At 60.3% G+C, this 20,654-nt stretch carries 21 protein-coding genes; 10 read left to right on the top strand and 11 right to left on the bottom strand.

Annotation, left to right across the window (positions count from 1 at the left end; genetic code table 11):
* Positions 1–109: 109 nt before the first annotated feature.
* From metK to BLU76_RS30385, 3 genes are read right to left on the bottom strand one after another with little or no spacing between them, the layout of a single operon-like run.
* Positions 110–1,300: a methionine adenosyltransferase gene (gene metK, locus BLU76_RS02920; RefSeq protein ID WP_003177547.1), complete on the bottom strand. Its 1,191-nt coding sequence runs from the start codon at positions 1,298–1,300 to the stop codon at positions 110–112.
* A gap of 19 nt (positions 1,301–1,319) precedes the next feature.
* Entirely contained in the window at positions 1,320–2,315 is a 996-nt protein-coding gene (locus BLU76_RS02925) for an ArsR/SmtB family transcription factor (protein ID WP_092150763.1), read from the bottom strand.
* Between the two features lie 31 nt (positions 2,316–2,346).
* Positions 2,347–2,577 (bottom strand): hypothetical protein, encoded by a 231-nt coding sequence (locus BLU76_RS30385; protein WP_139197653.1) that lies wholly within the window; start codon positions 2,575–2,577, stop codon positions 2,347–2,349.
* A gap of 30 nt (positions 2,578–2,607) precedes the next feature.
* Here BLU76_RS30385 and tkt point away from each other — a divergent pair, with 30 nt between their 5' ends.
* The 6 genes from tkt to fba all read left to right on the top strand — a co-directional run bounded on the left by tkt (position 2,608) and on the right by fba (position 8,868).
* A complete protein-coding gene (tkt, locus tag BLU76_RS02930) occupies positions 2,608–4,605 on the top strand; it encodes a transketolase (RefSeq protein ID WP_092221434.1) in 1,998 nt (665 codons plus the stop codon).
* Between the two features lie 148 nt (positions 4,606–4,753).
* Positions 4,754–5,809, top strand: coding sequence for an erythrose-4-phosphate dehydrogenase (gene epd, locus BLU76_RS02935; RefSeq protein ID WP_063324003.1), 1,056 nt, complete (start codon positions 4,754–4,756; stop codon positions 5,807–5,809).
* Between the two features lie 24 nt (positions 5,810–5,833).
* A complete protein-coding gene (locus tag BLU76_RS02940) occupies positions 5,834–6,997 on the top strand; it encodes a phosphoglycerate kinase (RefSeq protein ID WP_063324004.1) in 1,164 nt (387 codons plus the stop codon).
* Between the two features lie 31 nt (positions 6,998–7,028).
* A complete protein-coding gene (locus BLU76_RS02945; RefSeq protein ID WP_092150766.1) occupies positions 7,029–7,253 on the top strand; it encodes a YajG family lipoprotein in 225 nt (74 codons plus the stop codon).
* A 56-nt stretch (positions 7,254–7,309) separates the two neighbouring features.
* The gene (locus BLU76_RS02950) at positions 7,310–7,642 is read left to right on the top strand and encodes an MliC family protein (protein ID WP_063324006.1); all 333 of its coding nucleotides are present in this window, start codon (positions 7,310–7,312) and stop codon (positions 7,640–7,642) included.
* Positions 7,643–7,803: 161 nt separating this feature from the next.
* Positions 7,804–8,868 carry a class II fructose-bisphosphate aldolase gene (gene fba, locus BLU76_RS02955; protein ID WP_003177554.1) on the top strand — a complete coding sequence of 355 codons (1,065 nt, stop codon included), beginning with the start codon at positions 7,804–7,806 and terminating at the stop codon, positions 8,866–8,868.
* Between the two features lie 96 nt (positions 8,869–8,964).
* On the opposite strand, the gene BLU76_RS02960 is transcribed toward fba, so the two are convergent.
* The 6 genes from BLU76_RS02960 to BLU76_RS02985 all read right to left on the bottom strand — a co-directional run bounded on the left by BLU76_RS02960 (position 8,965) and on the right by BLU76_RS02985 (position 13,377).
* On the bottom strand, positions 8,965–9,279 hold the full coding sequence (locus BLU76_RS02960) for a type II toxin-antitoxin system RelE/ParE family toxin (RefSeq protein WP_092221436.1): 315 nt from the start codon (positions 9,277–9,279) through the stop codon (positions 8,965–8,967).
* Entirely contained in the window at positions 9,279–9,557 is a 279-nt protein-coding gene (locus BLU76_RS02965; RefSeq protein WP_092150772.1) for a ribbon-helix-helix domain-containing protein, read from the bottom strand. Before BLU76_RS02965 ends, BLU76_RS02960 begins: the two co-directional genes overlap by 1 nt.
* Before the next feature lie 184 nt (positions 9,558–9,741).
* A complete protein-coding gene (locus tag BLU76_RS02970) occupies positions 9,742–10,026 on the bottom strand; it encodes a fructose-bisphosphate aldolase (RefSeq protein WP_092150775.1) in 285 nt (94 codons plus the stop codon).
* A 738-nt stretch (positions 10,027–10,764) separates the two neighbouring features.
* On the bottom strand, positions 10,765–11,433 hold the full coding sequence (locus tag BLU76_RS02975) for a polysaccharide lyase family 7 protein (RefSeq protein WP_092221438.1): 669 nt from the start codon (positions 11,431–11,433) through the stop codon (positions 10,765–10,767).
* Between the two features lie 329 nt (positions 11,434–11,762).
* Positions 11,763–12,431, bottom strand: coding sequence for a polysaccharide lyase family 7 protein (locus BLU76_RS02980; protein WP_092151176.1), 669 nt, complete (start codon positions 12,429–12,431; stop codon positions 11,763–11,765).
* Positions 12,432–12,711: 280 nt separating this feature from the next.
* Entirely contained in the window at positions 12,712–13,377 is a 666-nt protein-coding gene (locus tag BLU76_RS02985) for a polysaccharide lyase family 7 protein (protein WP_063324011.1), read from the bottom strand.
* A 324-nt stretch (positions 13,378–13,701) separates the two neighbouring features.
* Between BLU76_RS02985 and BLU76_RS02990 the strand changes: the two genes are divergently transcribed.
* The 3 genes from BLU76_RS02990 to BLU76_RS03000 are packed head-to-tail and all read left to right on the top strand — an operon-like array spanning position 13,702 to position 16,672.
* Complete coding sequence (locus BLU76_RS02990) at positions 13,702–15,825, top strand: putative bifunctional diguanylate cyclase/phosphodiesterase (protein ID WP_092221440.1); 2,124 nt, start codon at positions 13,702–13,704, stop codon at positions 15,823–15,825.
* A gap of 42 nt (positions 15,826–15,867) precedes the next feature.
* Entirely contained in the window at positions 15,868–16,371 is a 504-nt protein-coding gene (locus tag BLU76_RS02995; RefSeq protein WP_092151170.1) for a M48 metallopeptidase family protein, read from the top strand.
* 4 nt (positions 16,372–16,375) lie between these two features.
* On the top strand, positions 16,376–16,672 hold the full coding sequence (locus tag BLU76_RS03000; RefSeq protein ID WP_092151167.1) for a winged helix-turn-helix domain-containing protein: 297 nt from the start codon (positions 16,376–16,378) through the stop codon (positions 16,670–16,672).
* Positions 16,673–16,752: 80 nt separating this feature from the next.
* On the opposite strand, the gene BLU76_RS03005 is transcribed toward BLU76_RS03000, so the two are convergent.
* Positions 16,753–17,205 carry a GNAT family N-acetyltransferase gene (locus BLU76_RS03005; protein WP_092151164.1) on the bottom strand — a complete coding sequence of 151 codons (453 nt, stop codon included), beginning with the start codon at positions 17,203–17,205 and terminating at the stop codon, positions 16,753–16,755.
* A gap of 259 nt (positions 17,206–17,464) precedes the next feature.
* Here BLU76_RS03005 and BLU76_RS03010 point away from each other — a divergent pair, with 259 nt between their 5' ends.
* The gene (locus BLU76_RS03010; RefSeq protein ID WP_063324015.1) at positions 17,465–18,202 is read left to right on the top strand and encodes a substrate-binding periplasmic protein; all 738 of its coding nucleotides are present in this window, start codon (positions 17,465–17,467) and stop codon (positions 18,200–18,202) included.
* Positions 18,203–18,295: 93 nt separating this feature from the next.
* Here BLU76_RS03010 and yccS read toward each other — a convergent pair whose 3' ends face one another.
* Positions 18,296–20,467: a YccS family putative transporter gene (gene yccS, locus BLU76_RS03015; RefSeq protein WP_063324016.1), complete on the bottom strand. Its 2,172-nt coding sequence runs from the start codon at positions 20,465–20,467 to the stop codon at positions 18,296–18,298.
* Positions 20,468–20,654: the final 187 nt, after the last annotated feature.

Raw genomic sequence — 20,654 nt, forward strand, 5'->3', positions numbered from 1 at the left:
CGCTTCGCACCCCAGCGGGAGCAAGCTCCCTCGCCACAGGGTTATCTTTTGGCACAAAAAAAGCCCCTGGCGACCCAGTCGCCAGGGGCTTTTTCTTTACACGCCGGTATTACAGGCCGGCAGCGGCGCGCAGGGCGTCGGCGCGGTCGGTTTTTTCCCAGGTGAACGTGGTGAAGGTATCGTCACCCACGGTCTTGGTCTGCGGCGTACGACCGAAGTGGCCATAGGCGGCAGTGTCCTGGTACATCGGGTGCAGCAGGTCGAGCATGGTGGTGATGGCGTATGGACGCAGGTCGAACACTTCACGGACCAGGTTGATGATCTTGTCATCACCGATCTTGCCGGTGCCGAAGGTATTCAGCGAGATCGACGTAGGCTGGGCCACGCCAATGGCGTAGGACACCTGGATCTCGCAGCGCTCGGCCAGGCCGGCGGCGACGATGTTCTTGGCTACATAACGGCCGGCGTAGGCCGCCGAGCGGTCAACCTTCGATGGGTCCTTGCCGGAGAACGCGCCGCCGCCGTGACGGGCCATGCCGCCGTAGCTGTCGACGATGATCTTGCGACCGGTCAGGCCGCAGTCGCCCACCGGGCCGCCGATGATGAACTGGCCAGTCGGGTTGATGTGGAACTGGGTGTCCTTGGACAGCAACTCGGCAGGCAGCACGTGCTTGACGATCAGCTCCATCACGCCTTCGCGCAGGTCTTTGTAGGACACGTCAGGGTTGTGCTGGGTCGACAGGACCACGGCGTCGATACCGACCACTTTGCCGCCTTCGTAACGGCAGGTCACCTGGGACTTGGCGTCCGGGCGCAGCCAAGGCAGCAGGCCGGATTTGCGGGCCTCGGCCTGACGCTGGACCAACTGGTGCGAGAAAGTGATCGGGGCCGGCATCAGCACGTCGGTCTCGTTGCTGGCGTAGCCGAACATCAGGCCCTGGTCGCCGGCGCCCTGGTCTTCAGGCTTGGCCCGATCAACGCCTTGGTTGATGTCGGGAGACTGCTTGCCAATGATGTTCATCACGCCACAGGTCGCGCCGTCGAAGCCGACGTCGGAGCTGTTGTAGCCAATGCCGAGGATCACGTCGCGGACGATCTGTTCCAGGTCGACCCAGGCCGAAGTGGTGACTTCGCCGGCGATGATCGCCACGCCCGTTTTCACCAGAGTCTCGCACGCCACGCGGGCGAACTTGTCTTCAGCAATGATGGCGTCCAGCACCGCATCAGAAATCTGGTCGGCGATTTTGTCCGGATGCCCTTCAGACACGGACTCGGAGGTGAAAAGGGAGTATTCGCTCATCTCGATGTTTTCCTACAAGTTACCGTTGGTGAGTGTCGCCAGTCGGCCGCTGAAAGTGGCGAACCTGGATCTGGAAACCATTGCGTAAGCCTACATAGAGGCTTTCCCCGGGCACGAGGCCCGCAGCGGTGGCCCAGCGGGCCAGGTCGTCCTGTTCGAATCCGAGCCAGAGATCGCCACAGGCCTCCCTGGCCCAGCTCTGGTTGTGACTGCATAACTCCGTCACCAGCAGGCTGCCGCCCGGTTGCAGCAGGCCGGCCATGTGCCTGAGTGCATCGGCCGGCGCGGCGAAATGATGCAGCACCATGTTCAATACCACGCAATCGGCCTGCAAGCTCATGCCATCCAATGCATCGGCCAGTTGCAGGCTGACATTAGCCAGGGCCTCGCGTTCACACACCTGGCGCGCCAGTTCAAGCATGGCCGGGCTGTTGTCCAGCGCCGTCACCTGGCTGAAACGCTGCGCCAGTTCCGGCAGGAAAGCACCATCACCGGGGCCGACTTCGATCGCCGTGGCCGTGGCTTCGAAGCTTAGTTTGTCGAGCAGTGCCACGACGCTTTCGCGGTACTGCGGCAGACCGGCGATCAGGTCTTGCTGGGCGCGAAATTTCTCGGCGACCCGGGCGAAAAAGTCCTGGCTGGCGGCGGCCCGTTGCCCGTGTACCTGGGCGATGCGAGCCTGCACGTCCGTCGGCAGGTTCAGCGTGTCCACTTCGTCCAGCAGCGCGGCGTGCAGCTTGCCGCCCAGCAGGTCGGTGTGGGGCAGGGCGCGGCGATAGAAAATGGCGTTGCCTTCCCGGCGGGTCGCCACCAGGTCCGCCTGGGCCAAGACCTTGAGGTGGTGGCTCATGCCGGACTGGCCGATGCCGAAGATCTGCGCCAGTTCCAGCACGCCGAACGAGTCGTTGGCCAGGGCGCGCAATACATTGAGCCGCAACGGATCGCCGCCGGCCTTGCAAAGGGCCGCCAGCTCATCGCAGTCGTCATGGCGAATGGAAGGCGCAGGTAAGTTCATAGTGCGGCAGTCTGTTTCATAGTGGGGCAGTCTAGTGAGGGGTTTGGATCACCGCAAGTTCAATATCAAAAAGTTTTGATATTGCTGGATAAATGGCACTTCCCAGCCTGTGCTTGACTCTACAAGCCATCAGCGGAAAGGTTTCACCTGGTGAATGCGACTTTATCTGCCGGAAAAACGCCCAAGGATGACTATCTGTCATTGCCCCGGGGCGGGTGGGTGAGGGAAAATGCTCGCCTTTTTTCAGTTCCATTTTATTCATTCTCGATTCAATACCCGCAGGAGAACAGCGATGCCCAGCCGTCGTGAGCGTGCCAATGCCATTCGTGCCCTCAGCATGGATGCCGTGCAGAAAGCCAACAGCGGCCATCCCGGTGCCCCCATGGGTATGGCGGATATCGCCGAGGTGCTTTGGCGCGACTACCTCAAGCACAGCCCGAGCAACCCAGCCTTCGCCGACCGTGACCGTTTCGTACTGTCCAACGGTCACGGCTCGATGTTGATCTACTCGCTGCTGCACTTGACCGGCTACGACCTGTCGATCGATGACCTGAAAAACTTCCGTCAACTGCACAGCCGCACCCCGGGCCACCCGGAATACGGCTACACCCCAGGCGTGGAAACCACCACCGGTCCATTGGGCCAGGGCTTGGCCAACGCCGTGGGTTTTGCATTGGCAGAAAAAGTCCTGGCGGCGCAATTCAACCGTCCCGGCCATAACGTCGTCGATCACCACACCTACGTATTCCTGGGTGATGGCTGCATGATGGAAGGCATTTCCCACGAAGTCGCCTCCCTGGCCGGCACCCTGGGCCTGGACAAGCTGATTGCTTTCTACGACGACAACGGCATCTCCATCGACGGCGAAGTCGAAGGCTGGTTCACCGACGACACCCCCAAGCGCTTCGAAGCCTACAACTGGCTGGTGATCCGCAACGTCGACGGCCACGACCCGGAAGAGATCAAGACCGCCATCGAGACGGCCCGCAAAAGCGCCCAGCCGACCCTGATCTGCTGCAAGACCACCATCGGTTTCGGCTCGCCGAACAAGCAAGGCAAGGAAGACTGCCACGGCGCGCCATTGGGTGCCGAGGAAATCGCCCTGACCCGTGCCGCGTTGAAGTGGAACCATGGCCCGTTCGAAATCCCGGCCGACATTTACGCCGAATGGGATGCCAAGGAAAAAGGTCGCGCGGTCGAAGCCGAATGGGATCAGCGTTTCGCCGCGTATTCCGCCGAATTCCCTGAACTGGCCAATGAACTGGTGCGTCGCCTCAGCGGCGAGTTGCCGGCCGACTTCGCCGAAAAAGCCTCGGCGTACATCGCTGAAGTCGCCGCCAAGGGCGAAACCATCGCCAGCCGCAAGGCCAGCCAGAACACCCTGAACGCCTTCGGCCCGTTGCTGCCGGAACTGCTGGGCGGTTCGGCCGACCTGGCCGGTTCCAACCTGACCCTGTGGAAAGGCTGCAAAGGCGTCAGCGCTGAAGATGCCAGCGGCAACTACATGTACTACGGCGTTCGCGAGTTCGGCATGAGCGCGATCATGAACGGCGTGGCGCTGCACGGCGGCCTGGTGCCTTACGGCGCGACCTTCCTGATGTTCATGGAATACGCCCGCAACGCCGTGCGCATGTCGGCGCTGATGAAAAAACGCGTCCTGTATGTGTTCACTCACGACTCCATCGGCCTGGGTGAAGACGGCCCGACTCACCAGCCGATCGAGCAACTGGCGAGCCTGCGTTGCACGCCGAACCTGGATACCTGGCGCCCATGCGATGCCGTGGAATCGGCGGTGGCCTGGAAATACGCGATCGAGCGTAACGACGGCCCGTCGGCGCTGATCTTCTCCCGCCAGAACCTGCAGCACCAGAACCGTGATGCCGACCAGATCGGCGACATCGCTCGTGGCGGCTATGTGCTCAAGGACTGCATCGGCGAGCCTGAGCTGATCCTGATCGCCACCGGTTCCGAAGTCGGCCTGGCCGTCCAGGCCTACGACAAGCTGACCGGGCAGGGCCGCAACGTGCGCGTAGTGTCCATGCCTTGCACCAGCGTGTTCGACGCCCAGGACGCCGGCTACAAGCAAGCGGTGTTGCCGCTGCAGGTCAGTGCACGGATCGCCATCGAGGCTGCCCATGCCGATTACTGGTACAAGTACGTGGGCCTGGAAGGTCGCGTGATTGGCATGACCACCTACGGCGAATCGGCGCCTGCGCCAGCGCTGTTCGAGGAATTCGGTTTTACCCTGGAAAACATCCTGGGTCAGGCTGAAGAGTTGCTGGAAGACTGATCCGCAAACAGGTTGTCTGTTCTGCCGCCATCGCGAGCAAGCTCGCTCCCACAAGGTTCTCCACCGATCCTGTGGGAGCGAGCTTGCTCGCGATAGCGGTGGCTCAGACGAACTGCCTCAATGGATTCAACTAGGTCAGAGAACCCCCATGCCCCAACCGCGTCCCTACAAAGTTGCACTCAACGGCTACGGCCGGATTGGTCGTTGCGTCTTGCGTGCGTTGTTCGAGCGAGGGGCCAAGGCCGGGTTCGAGATTGTGGCCATCAACGATCTGGCCGACATGGCCAGCATCGAATACCTGACACGCTTTGACTCCACCCACGGCCGGTTTCCCGGCGAAGTGCGGGTCGAGGGCGATTGTCTGCATATTAACGGCGACTGCGTGAAGGTCTTGCGCAGTGCCACCCCCGAAGGCATCGATTGGGCGTCCCTGGATGTCGATCTGGTGCTCGAATGCTCCGGTGCCTACCACACCCGCGAAGACGGCCAGCGTTTTCTCGCTGCCGGCGCGCCACGGGTGTTGTTCTCCCAGCCGATGGCCAGCGAAGCGGACGTGGACGCCACCATTGTCTACGGCGTGAACCAGGATTGCCTGACCGGCGACGAACTGCTGGTGTCCAACGCGTCCTGCACCACCAACTGCGGCGTGCCGCTGTTGCGCCTGCTGGACCAGGCCATTGGCCTGGAATACGTGTCGATCACCACCATTCACTCGGCGATGAACGACCAGCCGGTGATCGACGCCTACCACCATGAGGACTTGCGCCGCACCCGTTCGGCATTCCAATCGGTGATTCCGGTGTCCACTGGTCTGGCGCGCGGCATTGAACGGCTGCTGCCGGAACTTGCGGGGCGAATTCAGGCCAAAGCCGTGCGGGTGCCGACGGTCAACGTGTCCTGCCTCGACATTACGATGCAGACCGTGAGCGATACCGACGCCACCGAGGTCAACCGGATCCTGCGCGAAGCCGCCACCAGCGGTCCGCTCAAAGGCCTTCTGGCCTACACCGAGTTGCCTCATGCCAGTTGTGATTTTAACCATGACCCGCATTCGGCCATCGTCGATGCCAGCCAGACCCGTGTTTCCGGGCCTCGGCTTGTGAACATCCTGGCCTGGTTCGACAACGAATGGGGGTTTGCCAACCGAATGCTGGATGTTGCCGAGCATTACCTGCAAACCGCTTCAAAAAAACCTGCTCTCTAAACAGTTACCCAGGAATTGCGACCCATGACCGTGTTGAAGATGTCCGACCTCGATCTGCAAGGTAAGCGCGTACTGATCCGCGAAGACCTCAACGTCCCCGTCAAGGACGGTGTTGTCACCAGCGACGCGCGTATCCTGGCTTCGCTGCCGACCATCAAGCTGGCCCTGGAAAAAGGCGCGGCCGTGATGGTCTGCTCCCACCTGGGCCGTCCGACCGAAGGTGAGTTCTCGGCGGAAAACAGCCTCAAGCCTGTGGCCGATTACCTGAGCCGTGCCCTGGGCCGCGATGTGCCATTGGTGGCTGACTACCTGGGCGGCGTGGACGTGAAGGCCGGCGATGTCGTGCTGTTCGAAAACGTGCGCTTCAACAAGGGCGAGAAAAAGAACGCCGACGAACTGGCCCAGCAGTACGCCGCCCTTTGCGACGTGTTCGTGATGGACGCCTTTGGCACCGCCCACCGCGCCGAGGGTTCGACCCACGGCGTGGCGAAGTTCGCCAAAGTCGCCGCAGCAGGTCCGTTGCTGGCTGCTGAACTGGACGCACTGGGCAAGGCCCTGGGCTCCCCGGCCCAGCCGATGGCCGCCATCGTCGCCGGCTCCAAGGTCTCCACCAAGCTGGACGTGCTCAACAGCCTGAGCCAGGTCTGCAACCAGTTGATCGTCGGTGGCGGCATCGCCAACACCTTCCTCGCCGCTGCGGGTCACCCGGTCGGCAAATCCCTGTACGAACCGGACCTGCTGGACACCGCTCGGGAAATCGCCGCCAAGGTCAGCGTACCGTTGCCAGTGGACGTGGTCGTGGCCAAGGAATTCGCAGAAAGCGCCACCGCCACCGTCAAGCTGATCGATGACGTAGCCGAGGACGACATGATCCTCGACATCGGCCCGCAAACCGCAGCCAACTTCGCCGAACTGCTGAAGTCTTCCAAAACCATCCTGTGGAACGGCCCGGTCGGCGTGTTCGAGTTCGACCAGTTCGGCAACGGCACCAAGGTGCTGGCCCAGGCTATCGCCGACAGCGCTGCGTTCTCCATCGCAGGTGGCGGCGACACCCTGGCGGCCATCGACAAATATGGCGTGGCCGAGCAGATCTCCTACATTTCTACGGGCGGCGGCGCATTCCTCGAGTTCGTCGAAGGCAAAGTGTTGCCAGCCGTGGAAGTCCTGGAAAGCCGGGCCAAGGCCTGAAGCTGCGTTGACCAGGCAAAGGAGTGTTCTGATGGTCAAGACGATCCCGTTGCTGTTGGCGGCGACGATGCTGGTGGCCTGCTCAAGCGGCCCGCAGGCTACGGCCCCGCAACCCGGCACGCCGGCGCCTGAAGATGGCTGTTACCAGGCCGACTGGCAGGCCGAGACCAACCCGGTGCTGAACAAGCGTTCCGGGCCGGACGGCCTGGACAAATACGAGACGCAAACCCCGACCAAGGAACATGGCTGTCCTTGACGGGTCTGACTCTTAACTCATGGCTGGCGGCGTGTGCCGTCAGTCGAGGAACACGGATGAAAGGCTTGATCGCCGTCGTGGCGTTGGTATTGCTGGGCGGTTGTGCGCAGTTGGACTTTTTACACTCGTCCGAACCTGTTGAAGGTTGGACGACCTGGACCTGTGACAGCGAGGCCAAAGTGCTCTGGCGCTACACCGATACCGCCCACAAGGAAGTCGATGTACGCCTGGGCGGCGCCGATAAGGTTTATCGCCTCAAGCTTGAACCGGGTGCTGAAGGTTCACTGTACAGCGATGACATGCTGGCGTTTCACGTCAAGGGTGAGGAAGGCCTGGTGTATTGGGTCGCCACCAATGACTTGATTGGGCGGGGTTGCAAGGCCAATTGATCCACGGAGACCCAATGTGGGAGCGGGCCTCTTAGTTTTGAGATTTTGTTTCACCGAACACGCAGGCCGGGGCCGACCCCCGATCCGCAATGACTTGAATAGCCGCCGCCGCTCCGGCAGGCTGGCACGATTAACGACCCTCGACCGGGAGAGACACACTAATGGCACTTATCAGCATGCGTCAGATGCTGGACCACGCAGCCGAGTTTGGCTACGGCGTTCCAGCCTTTAACGTCAACAACCTTGAGCAGATGCGCGCCATCATGGAAGCCGCTGACAAGACTGACTCTCCGGTGATCGTCCAGGCTTCGGCCGGCGCCCGTAAATATGCCGGTGCGCCATTCCTGCGTCACCTGATCCTGGCGGCGATCGAAGAGTTCCCGCACATCCCGGTGTGCATGCACCAGGACCACGGCACCAGCCCTGACGTCTGCCAGCGCTCCATCCAGCTGGGCTTCAGCTCGGTGATGATGGACGGCTCCCTGGGCGAAGACGGCAAGACCCCGACCGATTACGAATACAACGTGCGCGTCACCCAGCAAACCGTGGCCATGGCCCACGCTTGCGGCGTTTCCGTGGAAGGCGAACTGGGTTGCCTGGGCTCGCTGGAAACCGGCATGGCCGGTGAAGAAGACGGCATCGGTGCCGAAGGCGTGCTGGACCACAGCCAGATGCTGACCGACCCGGAAGAGGCTGCGGACTTCGTCAAGAAGACCCAGGTCGACGCCTTGGCCATCGCCATCGGCACCAGCCACGGCGCCTACAAGTTCACCAAGCCACCTACCGGCGACGTACTGGCCATCGACCGCATCAAGGAAATCCACAAGCGCATCCCCAACACTCACCTGGTGATGCACGGTTCGTCCTCGGTACCGCAGGAGTGGCTGGCGATCATCAACCAGTACGGCGGCGACATCAAGGAAACCTACGGCGTGCCGGTTGAGGAAATCGTCGAAGGCATCAAGTACGGCGTGCGCAAGGTCAACATCGACACCGACCTGCGCCTGGCCTCTACCGGTGCCATGCGTCGTTTGATGGCGACCAACCCGAGCGAGTTTGATCCACGTAAGTTCTTCGGCGCTACTGTGACGGCCATGCGTGATGTGTGCATTGCGCGTTATGAGGCGTTTGGGACGGCGGGGAATGCTTCGAAGATCAAGCCGATTTCGTTGGAAGCGATGTATCAGCGGTATTTGAAGGGTGAGTTGAACGCTAAGGTCAACTGAGTTTCAGGTGTCAGAAAAAACCCGCAGTGATGCGGGTTTTTTTGTTTTGTATTTGTGTGTAAATCCCCTTTGACCCTACACAGAATCTACTGCACGTTAATCGTCCAGTTCACATTGCAAAGCGACTTCAAAGTCCTGCCCCCCATAAAAAACGCCCAAGATGGAAACCTGCTCGGCATCAACGACAAAGGCAATCACGGTCCGCTTGCGGTAGTTTGTGATACGCAGCCCAGGGCGTATGTCGTCCCTCTGGTTGCCTCGGTGCGGGAACGTCCGTAGTTCTTCGCAATAGGTCACGATGGCGTTGGTATACCGCTGCGCGGTTTCTGGCGAAGACGCCGTGGCAATGTAGCTATATAGCGCAGCTAACTGCTCAAGGGCTTCCGGGACAAAATCAATGCTATACGCCATTACGATTTGATAGTGGCATTCTGGTGCTCCGCCGCCAATCGGGAGCGCACTTCATCGACGCTCAGCGCGCGTGAGGGGTCAGCTTTCAATGCATCATAAGCGGGGGCTACTTGGCCTACGAGCCAGTTTTCCAAAGCGCGATCACGGGCCAGCAGCGCCCGGAGGCCATCACGAATGACTTCGCTTTCAGTGGCGTATTCACCGGCAGCAACCTTGGCTTTCACCACGTCGGCCATCTGCTTAGGCAGAGTTATGCTGAACTGTTGAGTGCTACGCATGATGGGCTTCCTGAATAAGATAGGATTTAATCCTACTCTGCTCTGGAGAATATGCACATGACTTCCTGAGTCAGCGATGACTGTAGGCGGACGATAGGCGAGCCCGCTCGCGTTAATAGTGCGTCAGCCAACAGCTCTTCCTGCTGCGCCAACAGTATCGCGAGCAGACTCCTCCCGCAGGTTTTTACTGTCCTTCGAGCCCGCGCTGTTCAATCACCCCAAAAACATCCGCCACATCCTGGACCATGATCCGGGCGATGTTGGTGATGGTGTTGATGTCGGTCTCGGCCGAATCGCGCAGTGTGGTGCAGGCCATGAGCGTCAGGTAGTCGAGGGTGGCGTGCAGGCGTTCGCTGGCGCAGGCGTGGAGTTCGGTCAGTGGGGCGGTTTTATCGATGAACAGGACGGGGTGGGTGGTGGCTGTTGGGGTAAGCGGGGTGAAGTTGCTGGATGATTGATTTGTCGACATAAGGTTGAAGTCCTCGAAGAAAAAGAAATGCCATGTATTCCTCGATAGGGCTGCGAAACCCTCCGCTAACCAAAGCCAGCAGGTGAACCGAACTATAGAAGGGGATTTTTGAGGCAACAACCGACCTGTAGGACGCCCACAACCTCTGTGACGAGGGAGCTTGCTCTCGCTCGGTGGCGCAGCCGCCGTAAATCCTGGGTATGGGGCTGGTCTGACGAAAAGAGGGGGCTGCTTTGCAGCCCAGCGGGGATAAATCCCCTCGTCACAAAAGGGGAGATTCCTACGAGATTTTCAGAAGGCCAGGGGAGCGATCAAAATCTCCGGCCATCCCACCAATCCTGGTCGGCTGTCAGGCCGCCATCGCGAGCAAGCTCGCTCCCACAATTGGAGCGGAGTACGACAAGGAGACAGGCCGGCTATAAGGCCGCCTCGGGCATGCTTTTGATCTGGGGCGCCCCGTTAAACCACGCTGGCCGAACGCAGACATTGCGCAGTGGGCATCCCGGCATGGATGCCGGGATAGCCGCGCTGGGCCATGGATGGCCCTTCGCGGCGGCCCACGGAGCAATGCCGGAGTGAGGGCACACCGAGCCTAGGCGAGGTGCCGAGTGGTGGGGCAAGAGCGTTTTGCTTACTTTTGCGCTTCTCAAAAGTGAGCCGCTGTAAGAGCGGAACCGTCAGCAGCCGTTACCGCAGCAACGGATATACACACGATATCTCTCTATCGAAAGCACACAATCAAGTGTTGTGATCGATATCCAACTTACTGAACGTCACTTTCCCACCCTCGCTGGTATACCCACTGTTGTCCTGCACATACACGCCAGCCTTGAAGTACAACGGCTTGTCCCGCCACGTAGAACTGATGGTGGTGTACCAACTACGACCCGCCGCAGTAATACCCAAGTCGCCGGTTCGATCAAGGTGAAGCCGGTAACTGAAGGACTGAGAAAGCTTCACGCCGCTGGCCACGGTGATAACCCGACCCTCGTCGTCATCGGGGCGCATGCGCACTTTGGCGACGATGTTGCCGGTCTTGCTGTCGTCCTTGTACTGGTATTCCAGCTTCACCATGGGTTTGCTGCTGTCCTTGGCATGAATCTGCCCGATCACGATCTTGCCGGTGCTGGGTACCTGGTTGACCACCAGGGTCGCACTCAATTTATTGTCGGCAGCGGGATACAGCCAGTTGCGCAAGGTGCCGTCTTTATAGGTCTCTCGTAATTCGCTGCGCGGGTAGATCGCATTTTCAGTCTTGGTGCCGGTCACCGGTGACCAGAAATACACCGTGCTGCCTTCGGAATTGAAGTATTTATCTTGGAAGCCATCCAACAGCCGAGGCGTTTCAATGGTTTTCGGTGGGCTGCCCTCGGGGATGCTCAAGTTCCAGGTTGCAAGATCGACCATGTTCGGATCCTTTCTGTACATAAGAAATGATTTACGCCACAGCCGAAGGCTCTAGGACGCGCTTTCACTGACGCCAGGAGGAAGCGGGAGCTCGCGTTTTTCACGGGGACCCGGCGGAGGGTTGGCGTCAGCAGACCGTCAGAGTGACGTTTGCCGCTTTGGTGCCCGAGACAGACGACCGTTAGTCGGCTAAAGCAGATTTTTTTTGAACGATGGCGATATGGCACTGCTGCGTGCCTTGTGCTCGATTGAGCGTGAGATGGGTTGCCGAAGCGTCGAGGAGGGCCCCGCAAGCAGCATCCGTGCTGCCATGGCGCCAGGAAAAGTGATCAGATGTTGTGTTTGATTTCCAGCAGGCTGAACGTCACTTTGCCGCCTTCGGTGGTGTAGCCGGTGTTGTCCTGCACATACGCCCCTGCTTTGAAATACAGGGGCTTGACCTTCCAGCTAGGATCGACGGTGGTTCTCCAGTTGTAGCCCGCTGCGCTGATACCCAGTGCGCCCTTCGGGCTCAGGTGGATCATGTAGGAGAAGCTGCGGTCCAGCTTCACGCCGGTGGCGATGGTAATGACTTGGCCGGTTTCATCGTCGGGACGCAGGCGCACCTTGGCGACGATGTTGCCGGTGGAGCTGTAGGTTTTGTACTGGTACTCCAGTTTCACCATGGGGCTGGTGCTGTCTTTGGTGTGGATCTGGCCGATCACGATCTTGCCAGTGCTGGGCACTTGGTTGACGGTCATGGTCGCGCGCAGGATGTTGTCCGCCGCCGGGTACAACCAGTTGCGCAGGGTGCCGTCGCTGTAGGTTTCCCGCAGTTCGCTGCGTGGGTAGATCGCGTTTGCAGTCTTGGTGCCGGTCACCGGTACCCAGAAGAACAGCGTGCCGGTGTCGGAGTGGAAGTATTCATCCTTGAACCCCTGGGCCAGCCGAGGTGTTTCGATGGTGATGGCGGGGCTGCCTTCGGGAATGCTCAAGTTCCAAGTGTTGAGATCGATCATGGTCGGATCCTGCGTAACGGGCGTAAAAATGCTGAGTACCAAAGCGGGAGGCTCTACTCCGAGCATTTGGAGTGTGTTGATCACGCAGGAAGGGTTTTTTGAATGGCCATCCGGCGGATGTTTGACGTCAATTGTCCGTCAAGCATGTCAATTGCAGCATTTATGCCTGGATGGATAACCGTTAGTCGGTAGTTTCGAGCTCGCCATGAACTATTGCGCATCCATAGTGTCTGGCTGGGCTGGCAGCATTCCGTTGCTGCCCTGGCGCCACGCAAAGCGCCTAGATGTGATCGATATCCAGCAGGCTGAACGTCACGGTCCCACCTTCGGTGGGATAACCGGTATTGTCCTGCACGTACACGCCCGCCTTGAAGTACAGCGGCTTGTCGCTCCACGTGGAACTGATGGGGGAGCTCCACTGGTAACCCGCGCCATTGATGGTCAGGACGCCGGCGGGGCTGAGATGGATCAGGTAAGAGAAGGATTGATTCAGCTTGATGCCCGTGGCGATGGTGATGACTTGGCCTGTTTCGTCGTCCGGGCGCATGCGCACCTTGGCGACAATGTTGCCGGTGGAACTGTAGGTTTTATATTGGTATTCCAGCTTCAACAGGGGGCTGGTGCTGTTCTTGGTATGGATCTGACCAATCACGACCTTGCCGGTGCTGGGCACCTGGCTGACGGCCAGGGTGGCAGCCAGCTTGTTGTCCGCCGCCGGGTACAGCCAATTGCGCAAGGTGCCGTCGCTGTAGGTTTCACGAAGTTCACTGCGCGGATAAATAGCATTAGCGGTTGTGGAGCCGGTCACCGGCGCCCAGAAAAAAACCGTGCCGGAGTCGGAGTGGAAATACGGGGCCTGGAACCCTTGCACGAGCTGGGAGGTTTCGATGGTAGCCGGCGGGCTGCCTTCGGGGATGCTCAGGTTCCAGGTTGAGAGATCGATCATGGTGGGGATCCTCTGTCACTCGATGAAAAAGCTGCACACCACAAGGCAAGGCTCTAGGCCGGTCTTTTCGGGCGTACGAGTAAGCGACGGAAGAAACTGCCCGGCAACTTTTCGGCGGGTGGTTGACGTCAATTGTCCGTCGAAGGGGTCTTTGCAGTTTCTGTGCCCGAGGAGGGTGACCGTTAGTCGGCTATTTCGGGCTTTGTCTGGATGATGGCGCGTTGACACCTACTGCTTTTGACAATCCCGGTCTAGAGTGAGGGGACAGTATTTGTCCGCTTTGCTACGTAAAAAACGGACGTGGCGCCCGATAAGAGAAGCAGCATGGAATGCGCGCAACCACCGCTCGGCGAAGACAGCTCTGTCCTTTTGATTGTTGATGATTACCCTGAAAACCTGCTCAGCATGCGAGCCTTGTTGCAGCGTCAGGATTGGCGAGTCATGACCGCGTCCTCGGGGGTCGAGGCGCTTAACCTGTTGCTTGAACACGACATCGATCTGGTTCTGTTGGATGTGCAGATGCCCGACATGGACGGTTTCGAAGTGGCGCGCCTGATGCGCGGCAGCCAGCGTACGCGGCTCACGCCGATCATTTTCCTGACGGCCAACGAGCAATCCCAGGATGCGGTGATCAAGGGCTATGCCAGTGGCGCCGTGGATTACCTGTTCAAACCCTTCGATCCGCAAATCCTCAAGCCCAAGGTCCAGGCGCTGCTCGAGCACCAGCGCAATCGCCGGGCCTTGCAGCGCCTGAGCCAGGATCTCGAAGCGGCCAGGGCCTTCAATGCCTCGGTGCTGGACAACGCCGCCGAAGGCATCCTGGTGGTGGATGAGAATGGCTGTATCCGCTTCGCCAACCCTTCTACCTGCCGCTTGCTCAATGCCACCGCCGAGCAGTTGCAGGGCATGCCGTTCCTGGATTTCCTGCAGAAACCGCACATCCCAGAGTGGGTCGATTCCGATATCCACAACGCCTATCGGCGCGGTGAAACCTGGCGACTGCATGACGCGGTGCTGCGCACGGCGCCTGGCCAGCAGGTGTCGGTGGCCTTGTCCTGTGCGCCGTTGCCGTCGGAGCAGAAGGCGATGGTGGTGACGCTCCAGGACATGTCCGTGGTTCGCCATTTGCACCAACAACTCGAATACCAGGCCGTCACGGACCCGCTGACCGGTTTGCTCAACCGCCGGGGGTTCTACCAGACCGCCGAAAACCTGTTGATGCGCAGCGAGCGCCTGGAAAGCAACTGGGTGTTGCTGTACCTGGACCTCGATGGCTTCAAGCGGGTCAATGACTCGCTGGGGCACGATGCCGGGGACCGGGTATTGCGCTGGGTGTCGGAACAGTTGAAGGCGTGCCTGCGCCCATTCGATATCCTGGCGCGCCTGGGCGGGGACGAGTTCACGGCGCTGCTGGACCTGGAGTTCCCCGAGCAAGCGGCCAAGATCGCCGAGAAACTCATCGAGCGGGTCGCGATCTGCCAGCAGATAGAAGGCATGGACGTCGCATTGGGGGCCAGTATCGGCATCGCGACGTACCCCGATTGCGGCGCCAATCTCGATGGGTTGCTGCGGGCGTCCGACATCGCCATGTACGAAGCCAAGCGTGCCGGTCGCCAGCAATACCGCTTTTACGATCATGAAATGAACGGTCGCGCCCGTTCACGGCTGATGCTGGAAGAGAGCGTGCGCTCGGCCATCGAGAACCGCGACTTCAATATGGTCTACCAGCCGCAGGTAAGCATCATCGATGGGCGGATCCGTGGGTTCGAGGCGCTGTTGCGCTGGCAGCACCCCAGCGTCGGTGATGTTCCGCCGGGCCTGTTCCTGCCCTTGCTGGAAGAGGCGCGGTTGATCAGTCGCCTGGGCAGCTGGATTTATCATCGCAGCGCGGCCCAGCGCAAAGTCTGGGAGCGCTTGTTCGCTGACGACCTGGTGTTGGGGGTGAGCCTGAGTAGTACCCAGTTCGGCATGCCCAACCTGGTGACCGAGTTGCGCCAGGTCCTGGAGCGTCATGCCTTGAAGCCTCGGCAACTGGAGGTCGAGGTGACCGAGGATGCGCTGATGCGCAACCCCGATGAAACCCAAAAGCAATTGCGACTGCTGCGTCACCTCGGGGTGCGGGTGGCATTGGATGACTTTGGTTCGGGACCCTGCTCATTGACGCATCTGCGCGACCTTGAGCTCGATACCCTCAAGCTCGATCGGCATCTGATCGCCCGCGTACCGGGGTCGCCCCGGGATGCCGCGTTGGCCGCCTCGGTGATTGACCTGTGTACGCAACTGGGCTTGCGGGTGATTGCCGAAGGGGTGGAGACGCGCGAGCAATATGAGTGGCTGCAGGCCCATGGCTGCGAGTATGTGCAGGGGGTCCTCGTGGCGCGGCCCTTGATGGCCGAAGACACCGATGCCTTCGCCACACCGTTCGACTGGAGCGCGGTGCAGGCTTGAATTCGCTACACTGGCGGCCTCTTGTGACTGTGTTGCCCCTTGATGACCGCGCTCAAATACCTCCAGGCCTACCCCGCCGCCCTGCAAGCCCAAGTGCAGCAATTGATCGCCCAGGACCGACTGGGCGATTACCTGCAACAGCGCTATCCGGATCGGCATCCGATCCAGAGCGACAAGGCCCTGTACGGTTATGCGCTGGACCTCAAGCAGCAATACCTGCGTAACGCGCCAGCCATCGACAAGGTGTTGTTCGACAGTCGCCTGGACCTGACCCATCGCGCCCTCGGCCTGCATACCGCGGTGTCGCGGGTGCAGGGTGGCAAGCTCAAGGCCAAGAAGGAAATCCGCATCGCTGCGTTGTTCAAGGACGCGGCGCCCGAGTTCCTGAACATGATCGTGGTGCACGAGCTGGCGCACTTCAAGGAGTCGGACCACAACAAGGCGTTCTACCAACTCTGCGAGCACATGCTGCCGGGGTATCACCAGTTGGAATTCGACCTGCGGGTGTACCTGACCTGGCGGGATCTGCAACCCCACAAGGAATGACCGAATGGATGTCAGCAAGACCAAGAGCAGCTTCTACCGTCGCTTGTACGTGGCTTACCTGATCGACAGCGGTGTCGCCAGCAACGTCCCGGCCCTCACCGAAACCACCGGCATGCCACGGCGTACCGCCCAGGACACCATCGCCGCGCTGGCTGACCTGGATATCGTTTGTGAGTTCGAGCAAGAGGACGGCGCGCGCAACCATGCCGGGCGTTATCGGATTCGCGATTGGGGGGCGATTGATCGGGGGTGGATCGAGGGGAATTTGCAGCGGATCAAGGCGGTGCTTGAATATCCCTGAATACTGGTTATGCCTGGGCTGACGCCTTCGCGAGCAAGCCCGCTCCCACAGTGGGGTCGGGCTTGCTCGCGAAGAGGATCTTAAGGCCGATGCATACCAATGTGTGGAATCCCATCCTCCATGTATTCCACACCCACCACTTCAAACCCATACCGCCCGTAGTACCCCTGCAAATGCGCCTGGGCCGACAGTGAGATCGAGGTGCCGGGCCAGTGTCTCTCGGCGTGCTTGAGGCCCTGTTCCATCAGTTGATGGCCCAACCCCTTGCCCCGTGCTTCTGGCGCAATGATCACGCGCCCGATCACCACGTCACTGTTTTGCGAATGCGGGTCGAGCAGGCGCAGATAGGCCACCAGGTGGTTGCCCTGCCAAGCCATCAAATGGCACGTGTCGCCCTCAAGGTCCAGGCCGTCAACGTCCGGGTAGGCGCAGTTCTGTTCGACAACGAACACTTCGGCACGCAATTTGAGGATGGCATACAGCTGTTCCTTGCTCAGGTCACTGTGATGTTTACAGACCCACTCGATATCCATTTTTGAATTTCCTGAAGAGCTTGATGCCGATATTAAGCGTGCTTGGCCCGGAAGTCTCTTTCTCGCTCGACTGGAAAATCTGCGATAAAGACCAAAATGCCATCATTCCTCTGTCGCGGCGTTGTCGTCTTTGTGTAATCTTCGTGACAGCGCTGCGCAGCGGTTCCAATGAGCTAATGTTAGGACCGGGTGTCTGAGGATGCCTGTTGAGTGTCGGCTAAAAACAAACCGGGCTTTGAACCCGTCAAGGACGTTTGGCATGCCGCGATTGCATCGAGCTCTTGCATTGATCGGATTGCTGTTACTGAGCTATGAGGCCTGCGCGCAAAAGCTGCGTCTGGTCGCCGATGCCTGGCCGCCCTTTACCGATTCCACATTGATCAATGGTGGCCTGGCGACCGATATCGTCAGCACGGCGCTGGCGCGGGCCGGCTATGCCACGGACTTCGAACAGGTGCCTTGGGCCCGGGCGATGCTGGGCATCGGCGAGGGCCGCTATGATGTGCTGGTCAACGCCTGGTACAGCGAGGAGCGCACTCACATTGGCCAGTTCTCGGCTGAGTATCTGCTCAACCGTGTGCGTTTCATCAAGCGCAAGGACGAAACGATCCAGTTTGACAGCCTGCAACAGCTGCGTGCCTATCCCATCGCCGTGGTTCGCGGCTACGCCTACTCCAAGGACTTCGACGAAGACCTGCAAATGCAGAAAGTCCCTGTGCATAACTTTGCGATGGCGGTGCGCATGCTGGCTGCCGATCGTGTGAAGTTGACCCTGGAAGACGAGTACGTCGCCCGCTATTACCTGGCCCGCGAATCCGCCAAGGTACGCAGCGCCGTGGAGTTCCTGCCCAAGCCCTTGAGCGAAAACAGCCTGCACATCCTGGTCAGCCTGAAGAACCCGGAGCATGAGCAGATTGTGGCCGGATTTGATCGGGAGATCGCGGCGATGAAGGCGGATGGGAGTTATGCGCGGCTGTTGAAGGCGCATGGGATGTAGGGGGGAGCAGCTTCAAGCCTCAAGCCATAAGCTGCAAGCAGAGCGCACGAACTTTGCTTGCAGCTTATGGCTTGAAGCTTGAAGCTGAGGCCGTCAGGCCTTCATCAAATGCGCCGCCAAGGTCCGCAATGGGCCAAGCTGACGGCAGATCAACGCCAGTTGCGTCTGCACCAGGCGCTGTCCTTCGTCGATTTCATCGGGCATCCGCTCAAGCTCGCTGGCCAGGGCTTCTTCTTCGTCGCTCTGGATCGCGATCGGCTGTTTACTTGCCAGGCCCTGGGCGATTTCGTCGATGCTCGCTGCCAGTTTCACCCCAGCCCCGTCGATCAACTGTTCGCGCACTTCGGTCGGCAGTTCGGTGCCCCGGTGGGCGCCCAGGCCCGACAGGTAGCTGAGCAGGGTGTGGGACAGCACCAGGAAACGGAACCCCACATCGGCTTCCTTACGGAAATGCCCCGGCTCCATCAGCATGTTGGCCAGGGTGGTGGACAATGCGGCATCGGCATTGTGGGCGTTGCGTCGGGCCAGGCGATAGGCCAGGTCGTCGCTTTTGCCGGCGGCGTACTGCTGCATGATCTGGCGCAGGTAGATGCTGTTGCAGGTCAGCGTATTGGCCAGCACCTTGTTCAGCCGACGGCCCTGCCAGTCGGGCAGGAACAGGAAGACCGCCAGCCCGGCAATCAGGCTGCCGAGCAAGGTATCGAACAGCCGTGGCAACAGCAGCCCGTAGCCGTCGCCCACCTGGTTGAAGCAGAACAGCACCATGATGGTGATCCCCGCTGTCGCCAGGGTGTAGCGGGTCGTGCGGTTGGTAAAGAACACTACCCCGGCGGCAATGGCGAAGCTCGATTGCACCAGCGGATTGGGAAACAGATCGAACAGCGCCCAGGCCACCGTCAGGCCGATGGCGGTGCCGATGATCCGCTGGCCGAGCTTGCGCCGGGTGGCGCCGTAGTTGGGCTGGCACACGAACAGTGTGGTAAGGATGATCCAATAGCCCTGGGACGGATGGATCAGGTGCACCATGGCGTAGCCCACGCTCAGGGCCAAGGGCAAGCGCAGGGCATGCCGGAACAGCAGCGAAGTGGGCGTGAGCTGGGTACGCAAGCGCAGCCAGACATCCTTGAGGTTGCGCGGCGAGCGGTCGAGCAGGCTGCTGTCGGTGGCGTCGGCCAGGGCGTCGGGGTTGCTCGCGTCGCTGAGCAGGCGGTCCATGGTAGCCAGGTTCACCGACAGTGCCCGCAACGAACGCAGCAAGCCGCGCCAGGCCGGGTTGCTCTGGATGCGCAGGTGTTCGAGGGACGCGTGCAGGTCGTTGAGGGCCTCGGCAAAGGTGTCGTCGTAGACGAACGGCTGGCGCAGTTGGATCGACTCGGCCAGCGCCTGGCAGGCCTTGCCTTGCTGACGCAGCAGGCGTTGGCAGCGGAACAGTACGTCGCTGTGAAAGAAGGCCTCGGCCAGGGCGTTGTAGGGATAGTGAGAAGAGCTGGCGCGTTCGTGGATGTCCTGGGCCAGGAAGTACAGTTTCAGGTACCGGCTGACTTTCGAGCCGGGGCGGCCATTGCCCACGCGGTGCAGGATGATTTCCTTGGCGCTGTTGAGCGCAGCGACCACCCGGCCATTTTGCTGGGCCAGTTCCAGGCGTCGGGCTTCGACGTCCAGTTGGCGGATCGGCTCCAGCAGCGACGATTTGAGTTTCAGGTAGCGTCCCAGCTCGCGAAACAGCCGAGCCAGGCTTTGTTGCACCGGTTGGTTGGAAAACAACGCCTGCCACAACACCGACAGCAAGCCGTACCACGCGGCCCCCGTGACCAGTAGCAGGGGTTCATGCCAGAAATCATTGACTGCGCCGCCGCGCTGGTCCACGCCGATCATGGTGTAGACCGACAGAATCAGCGTGGCCGAGGCGATGGCGCCATAGCGCTCACCCAGGGCGCCAAGCATGGTCAGGCCAAAGGCCGCCAGGGCCAGGGCGATGATGAACAGGACGGGATAGGGGAACAATAATTCAACCGACAGTGCCGCGACGGTGAAGCACACCAGGGTCACGGCCAGCGCGTTGAGGCGGCCCTGCCAACTGTCGTCCGTCTCGGCCAGGGCGCTGGCGATGATGCCCAGGAACAAGGGAATCAGCAGCCCCATCTCATCCAGATACCAGCACAGCCCCATGCTGCCGGTCAGGGCGATGAAGACCCGCACGCTATAACTGAACTTATCCAACGCCCAAAGGCGACGCAAAGACTGGCTAAACGAGTTTGCTGACATGAAGTGCACGGGCCTGACGGGCAATGACGCTAAATTGAGGCAGTAATGACGCCGACGCAATGGCGGCGATCACATCCGACAGCAAAAAGTGTTCCGCGATGCACCTGAGGCCACTTCCCGGTGGCGAGGGAGCTTGCTCCCGCTGGGGCGCGCAGCGGCCCTAAAACCCGGCGACACGGTGGATCAG

The organism is Pseudomonas sp. NFACC08-1 (assembly GCF_900106735.1).
In the GTDB taxonomy this organism is placed as follows: Bacteria; Pseudomonadota; Gammaproteobacteria; order Pseudomonadales; family Pseudomonadaceae; genus Aquipseudomonas; species Aquipseudomonas fluorescens_Q.

What these genes read in the sequence shown, in the direction of transcription:
- metK (WP_003177547.1), bottom strand. Translation starts at nt 1,300, where the DNA reads ATGAGCGAATACTCCCTTTTCACCTCCGAGTCCGTGTCTGAAGGGCAT.
- BLU76_RS02925 (WP_092150763.1), bottom strand. Translation starts at nt 2,315, where the DNA reads ATGAACTTACCTGCGCCTTCCATTCGCCATGACGACTGCGATGAGCTG.
- BLU76_RS30385 (WP_139197653.1), bottom strand. Translation starts at nt 2,577, where the DNA reads ATGAATAAAATGGAACTGAAAAAAGGCGAGCATTTTCCCTCACCCACC.
- tkt (WP_092221434.1), top strand. Translation starts at nt 2,608, where the DNA reads ATGCCCAGCCGTCGTGAGCGTGCCAATGCCATTCGTGCCCTCAGCATG.
- epd (WP_063324003.1), top strand. Translation starts at nt 4,754, where the DNA reads ATGCCCCAACCGCGTCCCTACAAAGTTGCACTCAACGGCTACGGCCGG.
- BLU76_RS02940 (WP_063324004.1), top strand. Translation starts at nt 5,834, where the DNA reads ATGACCGTGTTGAAGATGTCCGACCTCGATCTGCAAGGTAAGCGCGTA.
- BLU76_RS02945 (WP_092150766.1), top strand. Translation starts at nt 7,029, where the DNA reads ATGGTCAAGACGATCCCGTTGCTGTTGGCGGCGACGATGCTGGTGGCC.
- BLU76_RS02950 (WP_063324006.1), top strand. Translation starts at nt 7,310, where the DNA reads ATGAAAGGCTTGATCGCCGTCGTGGCGTTGGTATTGCTGGGCGGTTGT.
- fba (WP_003177554.1), top strand. Translation starts at nt 7,804, where the DNA reads ATGGCACTTATCAGCATGCGTCAGATGCTGGACCACGCAGCCGAGTTT.
- BLU76_RS02960 (WP_092221436.1), bottom strand. Translation starts at nt 9,279, where the DNA reads ATGGCGTATAGCATTGATTTTGTCCCGGAAGCCCTTGAGCAGTTAGCT.
- BLU76_RS02965 (WP_092150772.1), bottom strand. Translation starts at nt 9,557, where the DNA reads ATGCGTAGCACTCAACAGTTCAGCATAACTCTGCCTAAGCAGATGGCC.
- BLU76_RS02970 (WP_092150775.1), bottom strand. Translation starts at nt 10,026, where the DNA reads ATGTCGACAAATCAATCATCCAGCAACTTCACCCCGCTTACCCCAACA.
- BLU76_RS02975 (WP_092221438.1), bottom strand. Translation starts at nt 11,433, where the DNA reads ATGGTCGATCTTGCAACCTGGAACTTGAGCATCCCCGAGGGCAGCCCA.
- BLU76_RS02980 (WP_092151176.1), bottom strand. Translation starts at nt 12,431, where the DNA reads ATGATCGATCTCAACACTTGGAACTTGAGCATTCCCGAAGGCAGCCCC.
- BLU76_RS02985 (WP_063324011.1), bottom strand. Translation starts at nt 13,377, where the DNA reads ATGATCGATCTCTCAACCTGGAACCTGAGCATCCCCGAAGGCAGCCCG.
- BLU76_RS02990 (WP_092221440.1), top strand. Translation starts at nt 13,702, where the DNA reads ATGGAATGCGCGCAACCACCGCTCGGCGAAGACAGCTCTGTCCTTTTG.
- BLU76_RS02995 (WP_092151170.1), top strand. Translation starts at nt 15,868, where the DNA reads ATGACCGCGCTCAAATACCTCCAGGCCTACCCCGCCGCCCTGCAAGCC.
- BLU76_RS03000 (WP_092151167.1), top strand. Translation starts at nt 16,376, where the DNA reads ATGGATGTCAGCAAGACCAAGAGCAGCTTCTACCGTCGCTTGTACGTG.
- BLU76_RS03005 (WP_092151164.1), bottom strand. Translation starts at nt 17,205, where the DNA reads ATGGATATCGAGTGGGTCTGTAAACATCACAGTGACCTGAGCAAGGAA.
- BLU76_RS03010 (WP_063324015.1), top strand. Translation starts at nt 17,465, where the DNA reads ATGCCGCGATTGCATCGAGCTCTTGCATTGATCGGATTGCTGTTACTG.
- yccS (WP_063324016.1), bottom strand. Translation starts at nt 20,467, where the DNA reads ATGTCAGCAAACTCGTTTAGCCAGTCTTTGCGTCGCCTTTGGGCGTTG.